A 17866-nucleotide genomic window follows, 5' to 3' on the forward strand; every position below is an offset into this window, starting at 1 on the left:
GAATGCGGCAGTCGGATGGGATGGATTGAGAGGAAGCCTGCGGTGACGGACGTGAACAGCCTATCGAAGACAGGTCGCAGCATTGCCCTGGAACGGCGGTGGATCGGTCGATTGATGGCGACCACGATGCTGGTGATGGCGGGGGTGAGCGCCGCCTCGGCACAGACGGCCCAATCGGGCCTGGCCAATGCGACGACAGAAGCGCCATCCGCGCGCTTGTCGTTTGCGATCCCACGGCAATCGCTTGATGCCGCACTCGCCGCCTATTCGCAGGCGACCCATCTGCAGGTGCTGGTCCCGGGTGAGTTGACGCGCGGAGTTTTGTCACCGGGCGTGACGGGTAGCATGTCGGCGCAGGACGGCTTGCGGCACCTCCTCGCCGGCACTGGCCTGATGCCGACGGTCGTCAATGCGCAAACGATCTCGGTCGAGAAAATTCCAACGGATGATCCAAGCGCCATCAACCTGCCGCCGGTGCAGGTGACAGGTCATGAGGGGGTGGGTAACGGAGGCTATGGCCGCGTCTCGGGCTTTGTCGCGCATAGCAGCTCGACCGCGACCAAGACCAATACGCCGCTGATCGAGACGCCGCAGTCGGTCGTCGTCATCACCCGCGACCAGATGAATTCTCAAGGCAATGTGCAGGATATTCGGGGAATCCTGCGCTATGCGCCGGGCACCTATATCAGCGACGACAATGACGAACGCATCGAGACATTGTTGGTGCGCGGATTTCAGCCCGACCAATATCTGGACGGGCTCAAGCTGCTGTCGGGGACCTTCTCCAGTCTGAAGGTCGATCCCTATATGCTGCAGGAAGCCGATCTTCTCGAAGGTCCGTCCTCGGTCCTGTACGGAGAGGGCTCGCCAGGCGGTCTTCTCAATATGGTCAGCAAACGCCCCACCGACGAACCCCTGCATGATGTCCAGATTCAGGCGGGCACCGGCAATCGCTTCGAAGGGGCTTTCGATCTCAGCGGACCGCTGAACGACAGTGGCACCTTGCTCTATCGCCTGACGGGTCTGGCGCGCACCGAGCAGCCTGACGTCAATCATATGACCGAGCAGCGCATTGACATCTCGCCGGCGCTGACCTGGCGGCCCGACGCCGATACCTCGCTGACGATATTGACGAATTACCTGCATGATCCGAAGGGCGGCTTCTATGATCTGCTGCCCTATGAAGGCACGCTGATCCCGACCCCGACCGGCACGATTTCACAAAGCCTTTATCCCGGCCAGCCGGATTTCTACAATCTGGACCGCGAGCAGTTTTCGGTCGGCTACGACTTTGAGCATCGCTTCAACAGCATCTGGAAAGTCAGCCAGAACGCCCGCTACATCTACCAGAATCTTGCCTATTCGGAAGTTCAGCCGATCAGCCTGCAGGCGAACGGCCAAACGCTGAACACGGTGCCTTACGTCGATAACGAGCATGACGGCGCCTTCACTGTCGACAACGAAGCTCAGGCCAGATTCTCGACCGGCCCTCTGGCGCATACCCTGCTGCTGGGGGTCGATTATCAGCGGCAGATGCTGGATACGATGAGCCGCTACAGCAGCGCGTCGCAATACGTCATCCCGCTGGATATCAACGACCCTGACTATAACCAGACGGTTCTGGTGCCGCCCGTCAGCACCGACAACTATCAACAGCTCAATCAGATCGGGGCCTATGCGCAGGACCAGATCAAATTCGGGCGCTGGTCCTTCCTGATGGCGGGCCGAGAGGATTGGGCCAGCACGCAGACCCAGAACTATCTGACGGGCGTGACGACCAATCAATTCGCCCGGGCCTTCACCGGCCATCTGGGTTTGACCTATCTCTTCGACAACGGCTTCGCGCCCTATGTCAGCTATTCGACATCCTTCCAGCCGACCTCGGGCACGGATTATTCCGGTGCGGCCTTCAAGCCGACGACCGGCAAGCAGGAGGAGGTCGGCGTCAAATACCACCCGCCTGGTATCAATGCGCTCATCACCGTGGCAGCCTTCAATCTGCTGGAGGACAATGTTCTCACCACCGATCCCGACCATGCGAATTATAATGTGCAAACCGGGCAAGTGCGGTCGCGGGGGCTGGAGATTTCCGGCGTCACCAGCCTGACCAGCGGTCTCAGCCTGCGCGCGTCCTATACGCATCTCGACAGTGACATCACCTCGGCAAATAACGGCACGCAGGGCAATCAGCTGGCGGATACGCCCAATAACATGGCCTCGATCTGGTCGGACTATACCATCCAGAGTCACCGCTTCGCCGGTTTTGGTTTCGGTGGCGGGGTCAAATACATGGGCACAAGCTATGCCGCGAACACCAATACCTACAAAATCCCGGACTATTTTATCGTCGATACGGTCCTGCATTATGACCTGAGCGGTCTGGGCTCCGATCTCAAAGGCGCGAAACTCGCGCTCAATGCCTATAATCTTTTCAACAACCAGTATGTGTCCTACTGCTCGGCGGTGGGTTGCCGTTGGGGTGTCGGGCGCAGCGTTCTCGTGACGCTCGACTATCAGTGGTGAGGGCTATCGGCGGGCGGCAGAGGGGCAGGGCAGGACAAGTCACCCGCCGCGATTGCCTGGCCGTCGCCGCCGTCTGGACCGTCAGCGGGGTCTGCGCGTCGGCCGCGCAGGCGGCAGTCCCCCACAGGCTTGCGGTTCTCGATTGGGGTCTGGCCGCGACGGTGCTGAGCCTGGGCGTCACACCCATCGCTGTGCCCGCCATCGCCTTCTATGATCGCAATCTGGTCGATCCCGTCATGCCGCCGGGCGTGGTCGATGTCGGATTGCTCTTCACGCCCAATTTCGAACTTCTGTTCGAACTGGCGCCGGATCTCATTCTGATCCCGCCCGGTCTGGTGTCGGCGCGGAGTGCTCTCGCCCGTACGGGACCGGTCGCCGTCTTCAACCTCAATCCTTTCGGTGGTGAGCCCTACACGCAGGCGCGCGCGGAAACCATTCGTCTGGCGGGTGCGCTGGGCCGCGCAAGCAGTGCCACCGCATTGCTGGCGCAAACGGAAGTCAGGATCGATCAGGCCAAAGCAAGCCTGCACGGTTACGATCGGCGACCGGTCTATGTCATCAACATGCTGGACGGTCAGCATATCCGGATATTCGGAAAGCATACGCTGTATCAGGATGTTCTCGATCTGATGGGGGTGCGCAACGCTTGGTCGCGGCCCAGCACTTTCCTGCCGGTCGGGATAGAGGCGCTGACGGAAGTGCCGGACGCGCGGATCGTGATCGTCGCGTCCGTCGGCGATATGACAACGCCCGCGCAACTGGCGGCCAGTCCGTTCTGGTCGGCCTTGCCCAGCGTTCGCGCCGGACGCGTCCATCGGATCGGCAGCGTCTTTCCCATGGGCGGGGTCCCCTCCGCGGCGCGTTTTGCGACATTGCTTTCCGCCGCATTGCTTCAGCGAGAAACAGCCCATGCTTGATCGTCAGGCCGTGAACGGGCGTCGCTCTTTTCCGATGCGGCCGCATTATCTCGCTTTGGTCCTGGCCGGCGCCGCCGCGTTCATGACCCTGTGGATAGTGCAGCATCTCCTGCCGCCCGCCCAATGGTGGCAGGCGGTCTTTCATCCCGCGCGCCAGGACCTGGCGCAGATTGACGTGCATTTCGCGGTCATGCCGCGTCTCTGCCTGGCTTTGCTGGCCGGTGGGGCTTTGGGGCTTGCGGGCGTCATCTTTCAGCAGGTGCTTCGCAACCCGATGGCCGAGCCTGCGACATTGGGCGTATCGGCCGGCGCCTATCTCGCCCTCAGCCTCGCGGCGATTTGGCTGCCCGGCCTGTCCGGCAGCAGCCGGCAGGCGGTCGCCCTCCTGGGCGCGGTCGCGGCCATGGCCATCGTTCTCGGCCTGTCCTGGCGAAAAGGATTGTCGCCGCTGGCCCTTATCCTCGCGGGGCTGATCGTCGGCCTTTATTGCGGCGCCTTCAATACGGCTCTGATCCTCTTCCAGGACAAGCTGCGCACTCTCACCTTATGGGGCAGCGGCTCCTTGGACGGTCAGGATTGGCTGGGGGTGAGGGACCTCGCCTCGCAATCCGCGCTTGTCGTTGTCTTGCTTTTTGTCTTGCGAAGACCCCTCAACCTTCTGGGTCTGGAGGATGCCGGTGCCAGCAGCCTCGGTCTCTCCCTGCAGCGCGCGCGCATGATCGTGCTTGCTTTGGCGGTCATTCTCAGCGCGGCCGTCGTCAGCACGGTCGGTGTCATCAGTTTCATCGGCATCGGCGCCCCCATGCTGGCCCGCATGGCGGGCGCGCGGACCCTGGGACAGCGTCTGCTATGGTCCGCGCTGATCGGTGCCACGCTTCTGTGGTTTGCCGATGATTGTCTGCAAGTCATCGACGGCGCGCTGCATGTCTCCATCCCGACCGGCGCGGCGGCGGCCTTGTTCGGCGGGCCGATCCTTCTGTTCCTCCTGCCGCGGATGCGCCAAATGTCGCGCCCGGTGCTGTCCGGCGGCGGCCGTGGTTTTGACCGGCGCACCCGCGCGCCTTTGCGCGGCATTCTCGTGCTGGTTGCTTGTCTGGTCGGCGCGGTTCTGGTCTCGCTCGCATTCGGCAAGGGGATTTCCGGCTGGCAGTGGAGCGGTTGGCGGCAGATGCAGGCTCTGTCGTTCTGGAGAGGACCGCCGATGGTCGCGGCTGCCGCCGCCGGGGCCATGCTGGCCGTGGCGGGCAGCCTGCTGCAGAGGCTCACCGGCAATCCCATGGCAAGCCCGGAAGTGCTCGGCGTCAGCACGGGCGCGGCGCTCGGCGTCATCGCCCTTGTCCTGATCGCGCCAGGCTTCGGCCGTCCCGTCCAAATCCTCGCGTCCGGCGGCGGCGCGACCGTCGCGCTCGGGCTCATGCTATTATGGGGTCGACGATCCGGCTTCGCGCCGGATCAGATGCTCCTCGGCGGCGTGACGCTGGCCATGGCCTTTACCGGCATCCTGGCCGTGCTGCTGGCCAGCGGCGATCCACGGATGATCGGTCTGCTCGCTTGGATATCGGGATCGACCTACCTCGTCCGCTGGCCGGACGCCCTCTCGGCCTGCCTCATCGGCGGCGTCCTGGCCTTGGCGGTGCCGGTGCAACGCCGCTGGCTGGAGATCCTACCGCTCGGTGACGGTCTCGCCCGCTCGCTGGGCACGCCTTTGGCGTCCAGCCGCCTGGCGATCCTCCTCGTCGCGTCCTGCTTCACCGGTATCGCGACGCTTGTCGTGGGGCCGCTGAGTTTCGTCGGTCTGATGGCCCCGCATATGGCGCGGTCGTTTTGTCAAAGCCGCCCGCTGCCGCAACTTGTCGCCAGTGCAATTCTCGGTGCCCTCATCATGGTCCTGGCGAATTGGGCGGGGCGGGTTCTCCTCTTTCCCAATCAGATGCCGGCAGGATTGGTCGCGACATTGCTCGGTGGCACCTATCTCATGATCCAGCTTGCGCGACGCCCAAGGTGACGGAGCAGCGTCTGGCGTCAGGACAGCGGCTCGACCCCTTGGCCGCCTTTCAAAATGAAACTTGGGCGTTGCAGAACGGCAATATCGTCCAGCGGATTGCCCGCGACCGCGATGATATCGGCAAGTTTTCTGACCTCGATCGATCCCGTCTGTTCGGCAATGCCCAAGGCCTCGGCTGCGATGGTCGTGCCGGCCTTTATCGCATCCGCTGGCCGCATGCCCCAGGCGACCGCCAGTTCGAACTCCTTCGCAGCGACCGCCAGGGGATGGGTCGGTTCGCCGACAAGATCGGTGCCGAGCGCGTAACGGATGCCGGCGGCATAGCCCAGCGTGAAGTCATGCCGCATCGCGGCCCAATGCCGCTCATAGGCGTCGATTTCCCATTGCGGGTAATGGAACGGCGCATAGGCCGCGCGGTGGAAGAACAGTTGCGCGATCGTCGTGACGACGATCTTGCCGCTATCGACCAGCCTCTGCCGCGTCTCCGCCGTGATGCCGTAACCGTGTTCGATGATATCCACACCACCGTCCAGCGCCAGTCTGACGGGCGCATCGCCAATGCAATGCGCGCTGACCTTCAGGCCATTGCGATGCGCTTCGTCGGTCGCGGCCTGAACCTCCTCCAGACTATAGGCGGTGACTTGCCGATAGGGATCGTCGCCCCAGGCGTGATAGCGATCCCCCACACCGCCTTTCGACAGGCCGAGCTTGATGAAGTCGGCGCCTACGCGCACCCGCGTGCGGACAGCGTTGCGGACACCGTCAATACCATCGGCGACCAGCCCGCGTTCCTTAGCCAGGCTGAGCGGCGTCGGTCCGCTGTCCCAGGTGCCGGAGGTCGAGCAGATGAATTCTCCGGCGGCGACAAGACGCGGCCCCGGCACATGCCCTTCCGCGATGGCGCGGCGCAGATCCGGCCCGATTGATGAGCCAAGGCAGCGGGCGGAGGTGAAGCCCGCCTGCAGCAGCCGGCGCAACTCCCCGGCGGCGCGCAGCGCGCGATAGGCCTCGCGCTCGATCAGCAAAGCGCCGAGGCCGGTGCTGGGCAGGCCGAATGTATGCATATGCGCGTCGATCAGGCCCGGCAGCAAGGTTGCGTCGCCAAGGTCGATCACCTGCTGTCCGTCGGACGGCGGCAGGTCAGCGTCAGGCCCGACGGCAAGGATCCGGTCACCGTCGATCAGGACAGCGGCATTCAGCAGCAGGTCGCTGCCCTTGCCATCAAGCAGACGCGCGGCACGAAGACGAAGCATGGGTTTTGTCTCGGACATTTGTTTAAAATAAAACAAACTATTTTGTGGTTATGTTTATAGTTGACTGAATTCTTGCCCCCATGGCAAGAGGCTGATCAAGAATTGATGGGGAGACGGACGTCGAATGACGTCGCCGAAATTGCGCTTAAGGGCGCGGGTTCTTGATGCATTGCAGCAATTCGGACCGCGGTCCCGTGCTGATCTGGCAAGGGAGCTGGGGATTTCGCGCGCGACGGCGGCGGCGGCGGTCAAGGATCTATTGGCCGCGCAACTGGTGGAAGACGGGATGGACGCAGACGCCCAGCCCGTGCGGATCGGCCGCCCCGGTTCGCCGGTTCGTATCAGGACCGAGGCCGCTTATCTGATCGGGATCGATTTCGGCCGCTTGACCTTGCGGATCGGCATCTTTGATCTGGCCTATCAGGCGATACGCGAAGAAGCTTGGGCTTTCGATATCGATGCGCCGGCCGAGGCAGCGCTTGACCGTGCGGCCGAACATGTCGAAGCGATGATCACCGCGGCCGGCATCGCGCGTGACAAAATCCGCGCTGTCGGCGTCGGCGTGCCCGGGCCGGTCGATGCCGCCACCGGCATGCTGCATGCGGGCTCCATCCTGGCCAGTTGGGTCGGCACGGATGTGCCCGGTGGTCTCGCAAGGCGTTTGGATCTCCCCGTCTATATGGATAATGACGCCAATCTCGGTGCCTTGGCTGAGATGACCTTCGGCGGCGCGAAAACCGCCAAGGTCGCGCTGTATGTGCTGCTCTCGGTCGGCGTCGGCCTCGGTATCGTCATCAACGGCCGCGTGTTCCGCGGTGCCAGCGGTATCGCCGGCGAACTCGGCCATGTCGTGACGGATGAGCGCGGCGCGATCTGTCGCTGCGGCAGTCGCGGCTGTCTGGAAGCGCAGGTCTCGGTCAATGCTTTGCGCAATGCGCTGCAGGTGTCGCTCGGTCAGATCACGACCGATGACATGCTGCGTCTGGCGGCGGAAGGTCATATCGGCGCCGGCCGTGTGGTGGCGGATGCCGGCGCCATGGTCGGACGTGCGGTCGGCGATCTTTGCAACTATTTCAATCCGGATGTCGTTCTTGTTGGCGGCGAATTGATGCGCGCCGGGTCAGTGCTGCTCAATCCGCTGCGCGACGCCATGCAACGCTTTTCGATCGCGCGCGCGACCGAGCATGTGCGGATCGCACCCGGCGCTTTGGGCGAACGCGCGGAGCTTCTGGGCACGCTGCTGTTCGCGAGCGAGAAGGCGAGGCAAAATCCGTCTAGGCCGACGGCACGCCCAGCTCAGACCGAAAATCCGTCATGCGAAAGAACCATCTGATGGCGTCAGTAACAGTCGAAAGATCCGGGGTCCTTGGGACGATGCGCGCGGCCTGGGCGGCGATGGGCAATTTTGCGCTGCTCGGCATCTTCGTGGGGCTGCTGGTGGTATTCTCGCTCACCGTTCCGCATTTCGCGACCCTGGCCAATCTATCTAATGTGCTGCAGCGCAACTCCATCATCGGTATCGTCGCCTGCGGCATGCTGCTGATGATCATCCTGGCGGGGTTCGATCTCTCGGTTGGCGCGGTCGGTGCCATGTCATCCGTCGTCGCAGCCGCGCTGATCGTCCATGTCTCCATGGTCGCGGGCATCGCCGCCGGCTTGGTGCTTGGCCTCATCGTCGGTCTTTTCAACGGATTCTGCATCGCCAAGATCGGCATCAATGCCTTTGTCGCGACATTGGCGACGCAGGTTCTCGTCACCGGTTTTCTGTTCGTGGCGACGGCCGCGCAGCCGGTCTACGGCGTGCCGGAGGCATTTACCTTTGTCGGGCTGGGCAAGATCGGGCCGCTGCCCGTGCCGACGCTGATCTTCGCGGTGGTCGCTGTTCTGATCTGGGCGCTTCTGCGTTTCACGACCTTCGGCCATTACATCTATATCGTCGGCGGCAATCGCACGGCGGCGCGCCTTGCCGGCATCAATGTCGATCGGGTGACGATCGCGACCTATGGCATCGGCGGTCTTCTGGCCGGTGTTGCCGGCATCGTCCTGCTGGGTGAGACGACGATCGGCCAGCCGGCGAGCGCGACCGACTGGCCGTTGAGCGCCATCGCCGCCGTCGTCGTAGGCGGCGTGCCGCTTAGCGGCGGTGTCGGGCGTGTCGGCGGCGCGGTTCTGGGCACGCTGCTGCTCGGCATCATCGCGAATGCGCTCAATCTTCTGGGCATTTCGCCTTTCTGGCAGCCGGCGGTGACAGGCGCTGTCATCCTCGTCGCTGTCGGCCTCGATTCCTACCAACGTCGCCAGCGTGAGCGGCGGTAACGTCAAACAACCCAAACTGGAGGAAACCATGACAAACGTACAGCGGCGTGTCGTGCTCGGCGGTCTGGCGGCCACGGGTATTCTGGGGCTGAGCGGGCGCGCTTTCGCGGCCAAGCGCCATATCGGCTTCATGATCTGGAACACCTCGGTTCCGTTCTATTCGAACCTGATCAAGCTGGCGAAGGAGACGGCGGCCGCGAATAATGTGGCGCTTGATATCCAAAGCGGCAACGGCGATCTATCCGCGCAGATCTCGGTCGTTGAGCAGTTCATCGCCCAGCAAGTCGATTTGATCCTGATCGCGCCGAGCGATCCGCGCGGCATCGTGCCCGTCATCCGGCAGGCCAATGCCGCCAATATCCCGGTGATGGCGGTCAATACCAAGGCGGATACCAGCACGGGCGCCAAAGTCATCACCTATATCGGGGTGGATGATTATGTCTTCGGTCAGCGGCAGGGTGATCTTCTGGCCCAGGCCGTGGGGGAGAAGGCCAAGGTTGCCTATATCCTCGGCAAGCTTGGCACATCCGCGCAGCTGGCGCGCGAGGCCGGGTTGATGGATACGTTGAAGAAGCATCCCGGCATTACCATCGTCGGGCGTCAGGCGGCCGATTGGGACAATGCCAAAGCGCTCGGCATCACGCAGGATTTCCTCAGCCGCTATCCGCAGGGAACGCTGGATGCGATCATCGACCAAGGGCCGGAAGGCGTGAACGGCGCGGTCTTCGCCGCGCGCAGCGGTCGCACGGATGTGAAATTCATCATGGGCGATTATCCGGCCGATGTGCGCAATGCCATTATGCAAGGCACTGTCTACGGCACGGTCGATCAGGATCCCGCGCCGCAGGGAAAGTTCGCCATTCTCGATGCGGTCGCCTGGCTGGACGGCAAACAGTCCCAGGTGCCGCAGCCCAATCACTATCTGCCGCTGCCGATCATCACCAAATCCAATGTCGCCTCCATGCCCGCGGCCTGGGGCGGCTAAGCGCAGGCGTCAGGGTTTAAAGGATAGCGCCATGCTTCTGGAGATGCGGGACATCCGCAAAAGCTTTACCGCCGGCCCGGTGCTGCACGGGGTCGATTTCTCGGTCGAGGCTGGCGAAATTCACGCTCTTATCGGCCATAACGGGGCCGGTAAGAGCACCCTGATGAAAACCCTCGCCGGTAATTTCGCTGATTACAGCGGCCAGATCGTCATCGAAGGGCGGGACTGCGTCCTGCATACCCCGGCCGAGGCGCTCGGCCAGGGTGTGGCCATCATCTATCAGGATTTCGCCCTCGTCCCCGATCTGTCGGTCGCGGCCAATATCGCCCTGGGGCGAGAGCCAAAAGGCGCCTTCCCGGGGTTGATGCCGCATCGTGCGCTGCGCACGCGTTCGGCGCGGGAGGCAGCCTTGCTCGGCATCGATCTGCCGATGGATACGCCGATCCGCCGGCTTGGCGTCGCGGCACAGCAATTGACGGAGATCGTGCGCGCCTGCTCGCAGGATGTGCGCATTCTGGTGATGGATGAGCCGACGGCGCGCCTGGCACCGGCGGAACGCGCCCATCTTTTTGCCGTCATGCGCCGCATGGGGCGGGAACGTGGCGTCGGCATCATCTATATCAGCCATTTTCTGGACGAGGTTCGCGATATCGCCGACCGCGTCACGGTCATGCGCGACGGCCGCGTGGTGGAAACGAATGCCGCCAGCCGCTACACCGTGGATGATCTGGCACAGTTGCTCGTCGGCCATACCGATATCGTGCTCGACCAGGCGCCGGATCGGCGCGTGGCGAAGCAGAAGCCCCTCGGCCCTACCATGCTCGAACTTGATCAGCTTGCCGTCGCCGGTCGGCCCGGCGTGACGCTGAGCGTCGCGGCCGGAGAGATCGTCGGGCTCGCGGGGCTGGTCGGTTCCGGCCGCACGCGCTTAGCGCGGGCGATGGTAGGCGATGTGGTGAGCGAGGGGGTGTTGCGCGTCGACGGTCGCGCGGTCACACGCCGTTCGCCGCAGCGTTCGGCCGCCGCCGGTCTTGTCATGGTGCCGGAGGACCGCAAGATATCCGGCCTCGCGCTGGCCGCGAGTATCGAAGCGAATATGGAGGCGACGGCGCTGGGCACATCGCTGTCGCGCATGGGCATCGTCAGGCGCGCCAGACAGCGGCAAGTGGTGGACGGGTTGATCCGCAGCTTCCGCATCCATCCGCCGGTGCGCGAAAAGCCGGTCGGCACGCTCAGCGGCGGCAATGCGCAGAAGGTGCTGCTGGCACGCGCCGTGGCGGCGCGGCCGCGTGCAATGATCCTGGATCAGCCCACGGCGGGCGTCGATATCGGTGCCAAGGCGGAACTGCACAAGCTCATCGTGTTGGCGGCGGCGGAGGGCGCGGCCGTCGTGCTTATCTCGGACGATCTCGACGAAATCCTGGGCCTGGCAGACCGTGTCGTGGTCATGACCGAAGGTGTCGCGGGCCCGCCCATCGCGCGCGCCGATCTGGACCGCGCCAAGTTGCTATCCGCGATCAGCCGCGTCTCCCAGACCGCCGCCTGATCAGCGTCACAGACGGAAGCGCCGGAGATGCGCCAGCATCTCCTGGCCCTGCGCCTCATCCCGCATGTCGAGCAGGTCGGTGAAGGTGAAGACGCAAACGCCTTGCACGGGGCTGGCTGCGATACCGTCCAGGCAGGCCCCGAAATCCTCGGCCGTGATCTCCGTCGCGCGGCCGCGCCCGGCGTGCTGGCCGTCCAGATAAAGGGCGCGCGCCTGAATGGTGCAGATGGCGGCGCTTTGGCTGCGGCCGAGGATATCGGCGGCGATCCGTCCCGGCCAGTCGGCCGGCTGCCGCAGGATCTGGTGATAGGCCATGACCTCGAAAATATCGACGACCGGGCTCAGCGCCGCGATATCCTGCCCGAAGACCGTTTCCACCGCGCCCTCGAACTCATCGCGAAAGAAGGGCAAGGTATTGATGGCGATCGGCAGGTCAGGCCGCACGCCGGCAATGGCCTGGCGGATGGCCGCGATCTGGCTGACCGTCTGCTGGCACTTCCATGCCGTCCAGGCGGCGCGATAGTCGGCCTCCGCCAGGGCAGCGGCCGGATCATCGGTCGGCAGCCGGATGCCGGTGCTGGCCGTGAACGCAGCCAAGGTCTCGGCGGAAAAGCAGTAATGCGGCTTCCCGGCCGGGTCGTCGCCCGCCAGCCAGGTTTCCCAGAAGCCGGGCCAGCGAACGAAGCCGAGGTGAACGCCGTCGGGCGCAAGCTCGGCCACCGCGCGCGTCAGCAGGCCGATCTTGTGGTCGGTATTGGCCTGGCGATTGGGTGGCAGGCCAATATACCAATCCTCCCGCTGGGCACGCTGGCCATGCTGGTCGATCGGCAGCAGGTCAGGGTGCGCGGCCGCGAACACCGGATCGAAGCCGATATTGAGCACGGCGATATAGGCGATGCCGCGCGCGGCCAGGGCGCGGCGGAAGGCAAGATCGTCCAGTGCGGCGTAGCGGGCTTGCTGTGCGGCGGTGACGGCGCTGGTGACAGCGGAATCCTGCATCGGCAGCCACCGGCTTTGCGCGATGACATAGGTAACGTTCCAGTGCACCAGCAGGTCGGCGGCTTCCTCCGGCTCCAGCTGATGGCGGATGAACCAGTCATTGTCGTAAATCTTGACGCCGCTCCGCAGATCCATCTGCCGCACTCCATCGACTTGGCCTAGCTGCCCAGGCCGCCGTCGACGACATGGGTTTGCCCGGTGGTATAGCGGCTCACGGAGGAAGCGAGAAACAGCGCGGCCTTGGCGACCTCGTCCGGCCGCGCGTGGCGCTTCAGCCGGACTGGAGGTCGAACAAACTGGCCTCCTGCCTGGGCGGCGCATGGCCGGCTTCGGTGGCAGTGCCGAAGTTTGAGACGGTGACGCCGACCAGCCGAATGGGCAAGCGCAGCGGATAGGTCGATCGGATCAGAGCGAGGCTCATCTGGCGAAGATTGTCCTGGGATGAAATCGCTTCGGCAGCGGTCTTGCTGCGGGTCGCGATGCGGAAATCGCGCCACTTGATCTTGACGGTTGCGGTCATGCCGCGGGCACCGGTTTTGTCGCACCAGGCCCAGACGTCGTCCGCCATGGCCAGGACGCCGGCTTCGATGGCAGCGGGGTCGATCAAGTCGGTTTGAAATGTCGTCTCGGCGCCGGAGGATTTGCGCGCCCGATTGGGATTGACGCTGCGGTCATCCTGGCCGCGGGCGATGCCGTAATACCAGGGCCCCGCGCGCCCGAAATGCTGGGTCAGGAAGCCGAGGGACTTGGCCCGCAGGTCCGCCCCGGTCGCAATGCCCAGGCGCTCCATCTTTGCCGCCGTCACGGGGCCGACGCCATGGAATTTGGCAATCGGCAGCGGCTCCACCCAGGTCTCTCCCATCTCCGGCGTCACCGCGAATTGCCCATTGGGTTTGCGGTGATCGGAGGCGAGCTTGGCCAGAAACTTGTTGTAGGAGATTCCGGCCGAGGCCGTCAGGCCGGTCTCCTCCAGGATGCGGCGCCGGATCTCCCTGGCCGTCACCCAGGCCGTAGGCAGGTTTCGTTGATTGGCGGTGACGTCCAGATAGGCCTCGTCAAGGGACAGCGGCTCGATCAGCGGGGTATAGGCGGCAAAGATCGCGTGGATCTGCTGCGATACGGCGCGGTAGACGTCAAAGCGCGGCGGCACGAAGATCAGGTCTTCACATCGGCGCATGGCGATGGTCGAGGGCATGGCAGAGCGCACCCCGAAGACACGCGCCTCGTAGCTGGCGGCGGCGACCACGCCGCGTTGCGCGCCGTAGCCGACGGCGACCGGGCGCCCTCTCAGCTCCGGATTGTCGCGCTGTTCGACGGACGCATAGAAAGCGTCCATGTCGACATGGATAATTTTCCGGATCTGCGCGGCCGTCATAATCCGCAGGTTAGCATGAACCGAACAAACAAGGAACATCGTGGCGATCGGCGGCGATAGCCTCGATCGCCTACCTGGCCCTGACGCTCGGCAGGGCGCCGGAAACACCACCCGTCACCCGCGCAGCGCGCCAAGCCTGGCACCCTGCGCGCATGACGGACGGGGTTACTTCGACCCCTTCATGACGAAAAGGCCGGCCCAGCTCTGAAGTTTGCCGTTGTTGATGCGGAATTTATAGCCGATGGGCTGATGGGCGCCGGTCGACAGCGTTGCGATGGCGATGCAGGCGATGCCGCTGTCGCTCTGCTTATCCGTCGTGATGCCGGCCAGACCGGTGACGGTAAAGGGCGCATTGGATTTTTTGAGCGCCAGGTCGATGCCGCTGCGTGCCTCGGGGCTGTCGCAGGCAGGCAGGCTGGGGGTCGCCATCGCGGTGCCCGCACCCATCAGCATCAGTGTGGTGACGATACCGCACAAAGACAAACCGGTTTTCATTCCGTCTCTCCGTTGAGGATGGGCGGATGACAGTCCGCCCGCAGGGGAAGTGGCGGCGGATCGCAAAAAGAAAACCGCCCTTGGGGTTTCCCCCAGGGCGGTTGGCTCAGTCAGAGCTTTTCGAGGTTGGAAGCAGCCTGCTTGCCGCGCTCGGTAATGATGTCGTAGCTGACCCGGTCACCCTCGGTCACGCTCTTGAGGCCGGCCACCTGGACCGCCGTGATATGAAGGAACACATCCTTGCCGCCTTCGTTGGGCGTAATGAAGCCGTAGCCCTTCTCCATATTGAACCACTTAACCGTACCACTCGACATGACAGCCTACTCTCAGAGTTGCAGAAACGAAGAAATAACCTCGCCTTGCGCGGACGGCTACCCCAGTTTTGAGGGCGATACGTAATAGATGCCTCATGAACGCGGACCTCCCCCGTCACAAAAGTGAGCTTCCACTCTGGTTTAGACAGTGTAAGAAGCGGCACGCACGAAAACCGACGACTGCAAGGCTCCGGTTGTTGTGACCAGGACCTTTGTTGGCGCTAGAGAGAGAGAGTATGGCTGGCTTCAAGACAAATAGCTTTAATGACCGTCGCGACGCGGCTCTGAAGGCCAAAGAGTCCCTGTTGGAAAAATTCAAGGCGCGGCCCGCCGCCGACCATCCCCGGTTGGTCGCCCTTGCCGACGAGCGCAAGCAGATCGCCGAGGCGCGCGCCATCCGCGATGCCGAGCGCGAAGTTCGCCGCCAGGAAAGACTGGCCCGCGAAGCCGAGGAAGAGCTCCGTCGTGTGGCTGAGGAAGTCGAGCGCCTGGAAGCTGAGCGGCTGGCGGCCGAAGCGGCTATTTTGGCCGAGGAAGAGCTGAAGACGAAGCAGAAGGAAGCGCGCGACGCCCGCTACGCCGCCCGTAAGCTGCGTCGCCGCTAACCTTGCCGGTCTGTGGATAAGGGTTGCGCTCGCGCGGCCCTCCCCGGACCATCCATATGAAGAAAATCCCTTAGCTATCTGTTTTTTCAAGATAGCGACGGGATCCATTCTCTAAAGCCTCGTCATTACTTGGCTGTGTATGATACTATTTCGTAATGAAATTGTATCTGCCTGCCTTTTGGCCCGGTCTGGCTTGCCTCTCCGCGCTGGCCGGACTGGTGCTGGCCTGGTTCACACCGCAAATCCTCCTCCCCGCGCTTTTGCCGACCGCCCCGGTCGTGCTGCTGCTTGCGCTCGCCGCGCGCTTTCCCGCCCAGGCGGTGGCGCTATGGCTGGCGGCACTCGCCACCTGCCCGGACATGTGGCTGGGCGATATCATCGGCGCCGGGTCGGCGATCATCGCCAGCGACAAGGCGGCCGGGCTTCTCCTTCTGGTCTTTTGTCTGTTTCGCTACGGTGCGCGGTGGGACCGCTACAATCCTGCCTTGGCTTTCCCGGTCATGTGGGCGGCGGGCTATGCGCATGGTGTCTGGCCGGGACTGATCTGGACCGATTCGCTGCGCAGCCTTATCGGCTCGGTCGCGCCCTTTGCCTTTTCCTTCGCGCGGCTTCCGCCTCTCTGGTGCCGACTGGTCATCCGCACCGTCATCGCCAGCCCCTTCATCATTCTGGGCTTCGGTTGCTGTCTGGCGGGCGCCGGCCTGCGGCCGCTTTATAGCGTCGAGGACGGCGCGCTGCGCCTGGGCGCCTCCACCCATCCGGCCTTCCTCGCCGGCTTCACGCTGATCAGCCTCTATGCCCTGCTGGTGGAACAGGCGCGCCGGCCCCGGCGTGGCCTTCTGGTGCTGCTGGCGGTCGATATCCTGGTGATGCTGGCGACGGGCGCGCGGGCACCGCTGGCGATCGCGCTGGGGCTGATCCTGCTCGTGACCCTCACCTTGCCACAGCCGGCCTGGCGCTGGTCGAGCCGCGTTCCGGTGCTGCTGCTGATCCTGCTCGCGCCGGCGGCGGCCGTGCTGGCCGCGCCCATGCTCGGCTTCGTGCGGCTGCTGTCGCTCGCCCGCCAGGGCGATATGATCGGCCTCAGCCATCGCATGCTCATCTGGCCGGTCTATGAGGCGGCTTTCCTGCGCTCGCCCTGGCTGGGCTGGGGCACCGGCACCGGCAAGATCCTGGTGCCGCTCGGCACGCTGCTATGGCGGCTGCTCGGCACCAACGCCGCCCATGACGAATATCTGCGCATCGCGGTGGAGGGTGGGGCGCTGGGCCTGACACTGCTCGTCTTGCTGTTCATCCTCTGGCTGAGGCAGGCGGCGCAGCGTATCGGGCGGCCGGAGGCCTGGGTCATGCGCCTCGTCTTCCTGGCCTTCGCGCTGCATTCGGCGACCGACAATACCCTGATCGCGACGACGGCGAGCCTTATGTTCGCCTGGGTCTCGGCGGTCTTCGCGCGGGGCGAGGACTGGCAAAACGGCCTGGTCTCAGGCAGAAGAAAAATATGATCACATCGCGCATCACCCGTATCGATCAGCCGACCGAGGGCCACCGCCAGGCCATCCTGGACCCCTTGGATGCGTTCAGCGACCCGCGCGCCGGGGATCGGCATTGGCCGGAGGAAAAACTCTGCCTTGCCATTCGCGGGCCGGATGGGGCAGTGCGCGGCGGGCTTTGGGGCCGGTTCTATTACGATTGGCTGTTCATCGAACTGATCTTTATCCCGTCCGATCTGCGCGGCCAGGATTTGGGTTCGGTGCTGCTCGCCATGGCGGAAGCGCGCGCGCGGTCATGGGGCGCGGTCGGCGTCTGGCTGGACACGTTCAGCTTTCAGGCGCGCGGCTTCTACGAAAAGCGCGGCTATGTGGTGTTCGGAGAGATCGCCGACTACCCGGTGGGGCATCAGCGCTTCTTCCTCCAGAAGCGCCTCGACGATACAGCGCCACCGCCGATTGCATCGCACCCGCTGGTGGAGGACATCCCCAACCCCTCGCTGCACGACCGCGAGGCCATCGGCACGGCGCTCAACGCCTTCAACGACAGCCAACTGGGCGGCGGCGAATGGCCCGAGCGTCGGCATGCCTTTGTGTTGACGAATGAGGCGGAGACCGTCATCGGCGGACTTTGGGCGCGCAGCTATTACGACTGGCTCTATGTCGGGTTGCTGTTTGTACCCGATAGTCTGCGCGGCCAAGGCATCGGCACGCAGCTTCTGGCGCTGGCCGAGGATGAGGCGCGCTCCATCGGCGCGCGGGGCATCTGGCTCGACACCTTCAGCTTCCAGGCGCCGGATTTCTACCCGCGTCACGGTTTTGTGCCCTTCGGGCGGCTCGAATCCTACCCGAACCACCATGACCGGACGTTCTTCACGAAGACGATCGGCTAGGATCTGTTAGATTTAATCGGAAACGCTGCCAAAACCTGTGGTGCGCGGCTTCATGCCGCGCATCTACCCGGCAGAGCAAGCGATCAGCCGGCCGGGCGTCGAATCGGGTAGGTCCGCGCAGGGATTATATTTCAACCCGACAATCTCTAAGCT

16 protein-coding genes are annotated in these 17866 nt (G+C 63.9%); 10 read left to right on the forward strand and 6 right to left on the reverse strand.

What is annotated here, in order from left to right:
* The first annotated feature begins 42 nt into the window (after positions 1–42).
* Genes ACELLULO517_RS25395 through fhuB form a run of 3 tightly spaced genes read left to right on the forward strand, consistent with a single transcriptional unit; the run spans position 43 to position 5445 of the window.
* Positions 43–2523, forward strand: coding sequence for a TonB-dependent siderophore receptor (locus ACELLULO517_RS25395; RefSeq protein ID WP_227310253.1), 2481 nt, complete (start codon positions 43–45; stop codon positions 2521–2523).
* The gene (locus ACELLULO517_RS25400; protein ID WP_227310254.1) at positions 2520–3440 is read left to right on the forward strand and encodes an ABC transporter substrate-binding protein; all 921 of its coding nucleotides are present in this window, start codon (positions 2520–2522) and stop codon (positions 3438–3440) included. Before ACELLULO517_RS25395 ends, ACELLULO517_RS25400 begins: the two co-directional genes overlap by 4 nt.
* On the forward strand, positions 3433–5445 hold the full coding sequence (fhuB, locus tag ACELLULO517_RS25405) for a Fe(3+)-hydroxamate ABC transporter permease FhuB (protein ID WP_227310255.1): 2013 nt from the start codon (positions 3433–3435) through the stop codon (positions 5443–5445). The genes ACELLULO517_RS25400 and fhuB overlap by 8 nt, the downstream gene beginning before the upstream one ends.
* Positions 5446–5462: 17 nt before the next feature.
* Here fhuB and ACELLULO517_RS25410 read toward each other — a convergent pair whose 3' ends face one another.
* Positions 5463–6698, reverse strand: a complete 1236-nt coding sequence (locus tag ACELLULO517_RS25410) for a metal-dependent hydrolase family protein (protein WP_227310256.1) — start codon at positions 6696–6698, stop codon at positions 5463–5465.
* Positions 6699–6822: 124 nt separating this feature from the next.
* Here ACELLULO517_RS25410 and ACELLULO517_RS25415 point away from each other — a divergent pair, with 124 nt between their 5' ends.
* The 4 genes from ACELLULO517_RS25415 to ACELLULO517_RS25430 are packed head-to-tail and all read left to right on the forward strand — an operon-like array spanning position 6823 to position 11545.
* Positions 6823–8031 carry an ROK family transcriptional regulator gene (locus ACELLULO517_RS25415; RefSeq protein WP_227310257.1) on the forward strand — a complete coding sequence of 403 codons (1209 nt, stop codon included), beginning with the start codon at positions 6823–6825 and terminating at the stop codon, positions 8029–8031.
* Complete coding sequence (locus tag ACELLULO517_RS25420) at positions 8031–9014, forward strand: ABC transporter permease (RefSeq protein ID WP_227310258.1); 984 nt, start codon at positions 8031–8033, stop codon at positions 9012–9014. Before ACELLULO517_RS25415 ends, ACELLULO517_RS25420 begins: the two co-directional genes overlap by 1 nt.
* 28 nt (positions 9015–9042) lie before the next feature.
* Positions 9043–9999 (forward strand): sugar ABC transporter substrate-binding protein, encoded by a 957-nt coding sequence (locus tag ACELLULO517_RS25425; RefSeq protein ID WP_227310259.1) that lies wholly within the window; start codon positions 9043–9045, stop codon positions 9997–9999.
* Positions 10000–10030: 31 nt separating this feature from the next.
* Positions 10031–11545, forward strand: a complete 1515-nt coding sequence (locus ACELLULO517_RS25430; protein WP_227310260.1) for a sugar ABC transporter ATP-binding protein — start codon at positions 10031–10033, stop codon at positions 11543–11545.
* A gap of 6 nt (positions 11546–11551) precedes the next feature.
* Here the strand turns inward: ACELLULO517_RS25430 and ACELLULO517_RS25435 are convergent, their stop codons facing one another.
* The 5 genes from ACELLULO517_RS25435 to ACELLULO517_RS25455 all read right to left on the reverse strand — a co-directional run bounded on the left by ACELLULO517_RS25435 (position 11552) and on the right by ACELLULO517_RS25455 (position 14728).
* Entirely contained in the window at positions 11552–12679 is a 1128-nt protein-coding gene (locus ACELLULO517_RS25435) for a hypothetical protein (protein WP_227310261.1), read from the reverse strand.
* Between the two features lie 23 nt (positions 12680–12702).
* The gene (locus tag ACELLULO517_RS29085) at positions 12703–12819 is read right to left on the reverse strand and encodes an SDR family oxidoreductase (RefSeq protein WP_227310276.1); all 117 of its coding nucleotides are present in this window, start codon (positions 12817–12819) and stop codon (positions 12703–12705) included.
* Positions 12816–13919, reverse strand: coding sequence for a DNA polymerase IV (gene dinB / locus ACELLULO517_RS25445; protein WP_227310262.1), 1104 nt, complete (start codon positions 13917–13919; stop codon positions 12816–12818). The genes ACELLULO517_RS29085 and dinB overlap by 4 nt, the downstream gene beginning before the upstream one ends.
* 165 nt (positions 13920–14084) lie before the next feature.
* Positions 14085–14414 (reverse strand): hypothetical protein, encoded by a 330-nt coding sequence (locus ACELLULO517_RS25450; protein WP_227310263.1) that lies wholly within the window; start codon positions 14412–14414, stop codon positions 14085–14087.
* A gap of 110 nt (positions 14415–14524) precedes the next feature.
* Positions 14525–14728, reverse strand: a complete 204-nt coding sequence (locus tag ACELLULO517_RS25455; protein ID WP_227310264.1) for a cold-shock protein — start codon at positions 14726–14728, stop codon at positions 14525–14527.
* 236 nt (positions 14729–14964) lie between these two features.
* On the opposite strand from ACELLULO517_RS25455, the gene ACELLULO517_RS25460 reads away from it, so the two are divergent.
* The 3 genes from ACELLULO517_RS25460 (at position 14965) to ACELLULO517_RS25470 (ending at position 17713) form a co-directional block, all read left to right on the forward strand.
* Entirely contained in the window at positions 14965–15333 is a 369-nt protein-coding gene (locus tag ACELLULO517_RS25460) for a DUF6481 family protein (RefSeq protein WP_227310265.1), read from the forward strand.
* Positions 15334–15488: 155 nt separating this feature from the next.
* The gene (locus ACELLULO517_RS25465; protein ID WP_227310266.1) at positions 15489–16835 is read left to right on the forward strand and encodes an O-antigen ligase family protein; all 1347 of its coding nucleotides are present in this window, start codon (positions 15489–15491) and stop codon (positions 16833–16835) included.
* On the forward strand, positions 16832–17713 hold the full coding sequence (locus ACELLULO517_RS25470; protein ID WP_227310267.1) for a GNAT family N-acetyltransferase: 882 nt from the start codon (positions 16832–16834) through the stop codon (positions 17711–17713). The genes ACELLULO517_RS25465 and ACELLULO517_RS25470 overlap by 4 nt, the downstream gene beginning before the upstream one ends.
* The last annotated feature ends 153 nt before the right edge of the window (positions 17714–17866 follow it).

Origin of the sequence: Acidisoma cellulosilyticum, from assembly GCF_020621385.1 — a bacterium.
Classification (GTDB): domain Bacteria; phylum Pseudomonadota; class Alphaproteobacteria; order Acetobacterales; family Acetobacteraceae; genus Acidisoma; species Acidisoma cellulosilyticum.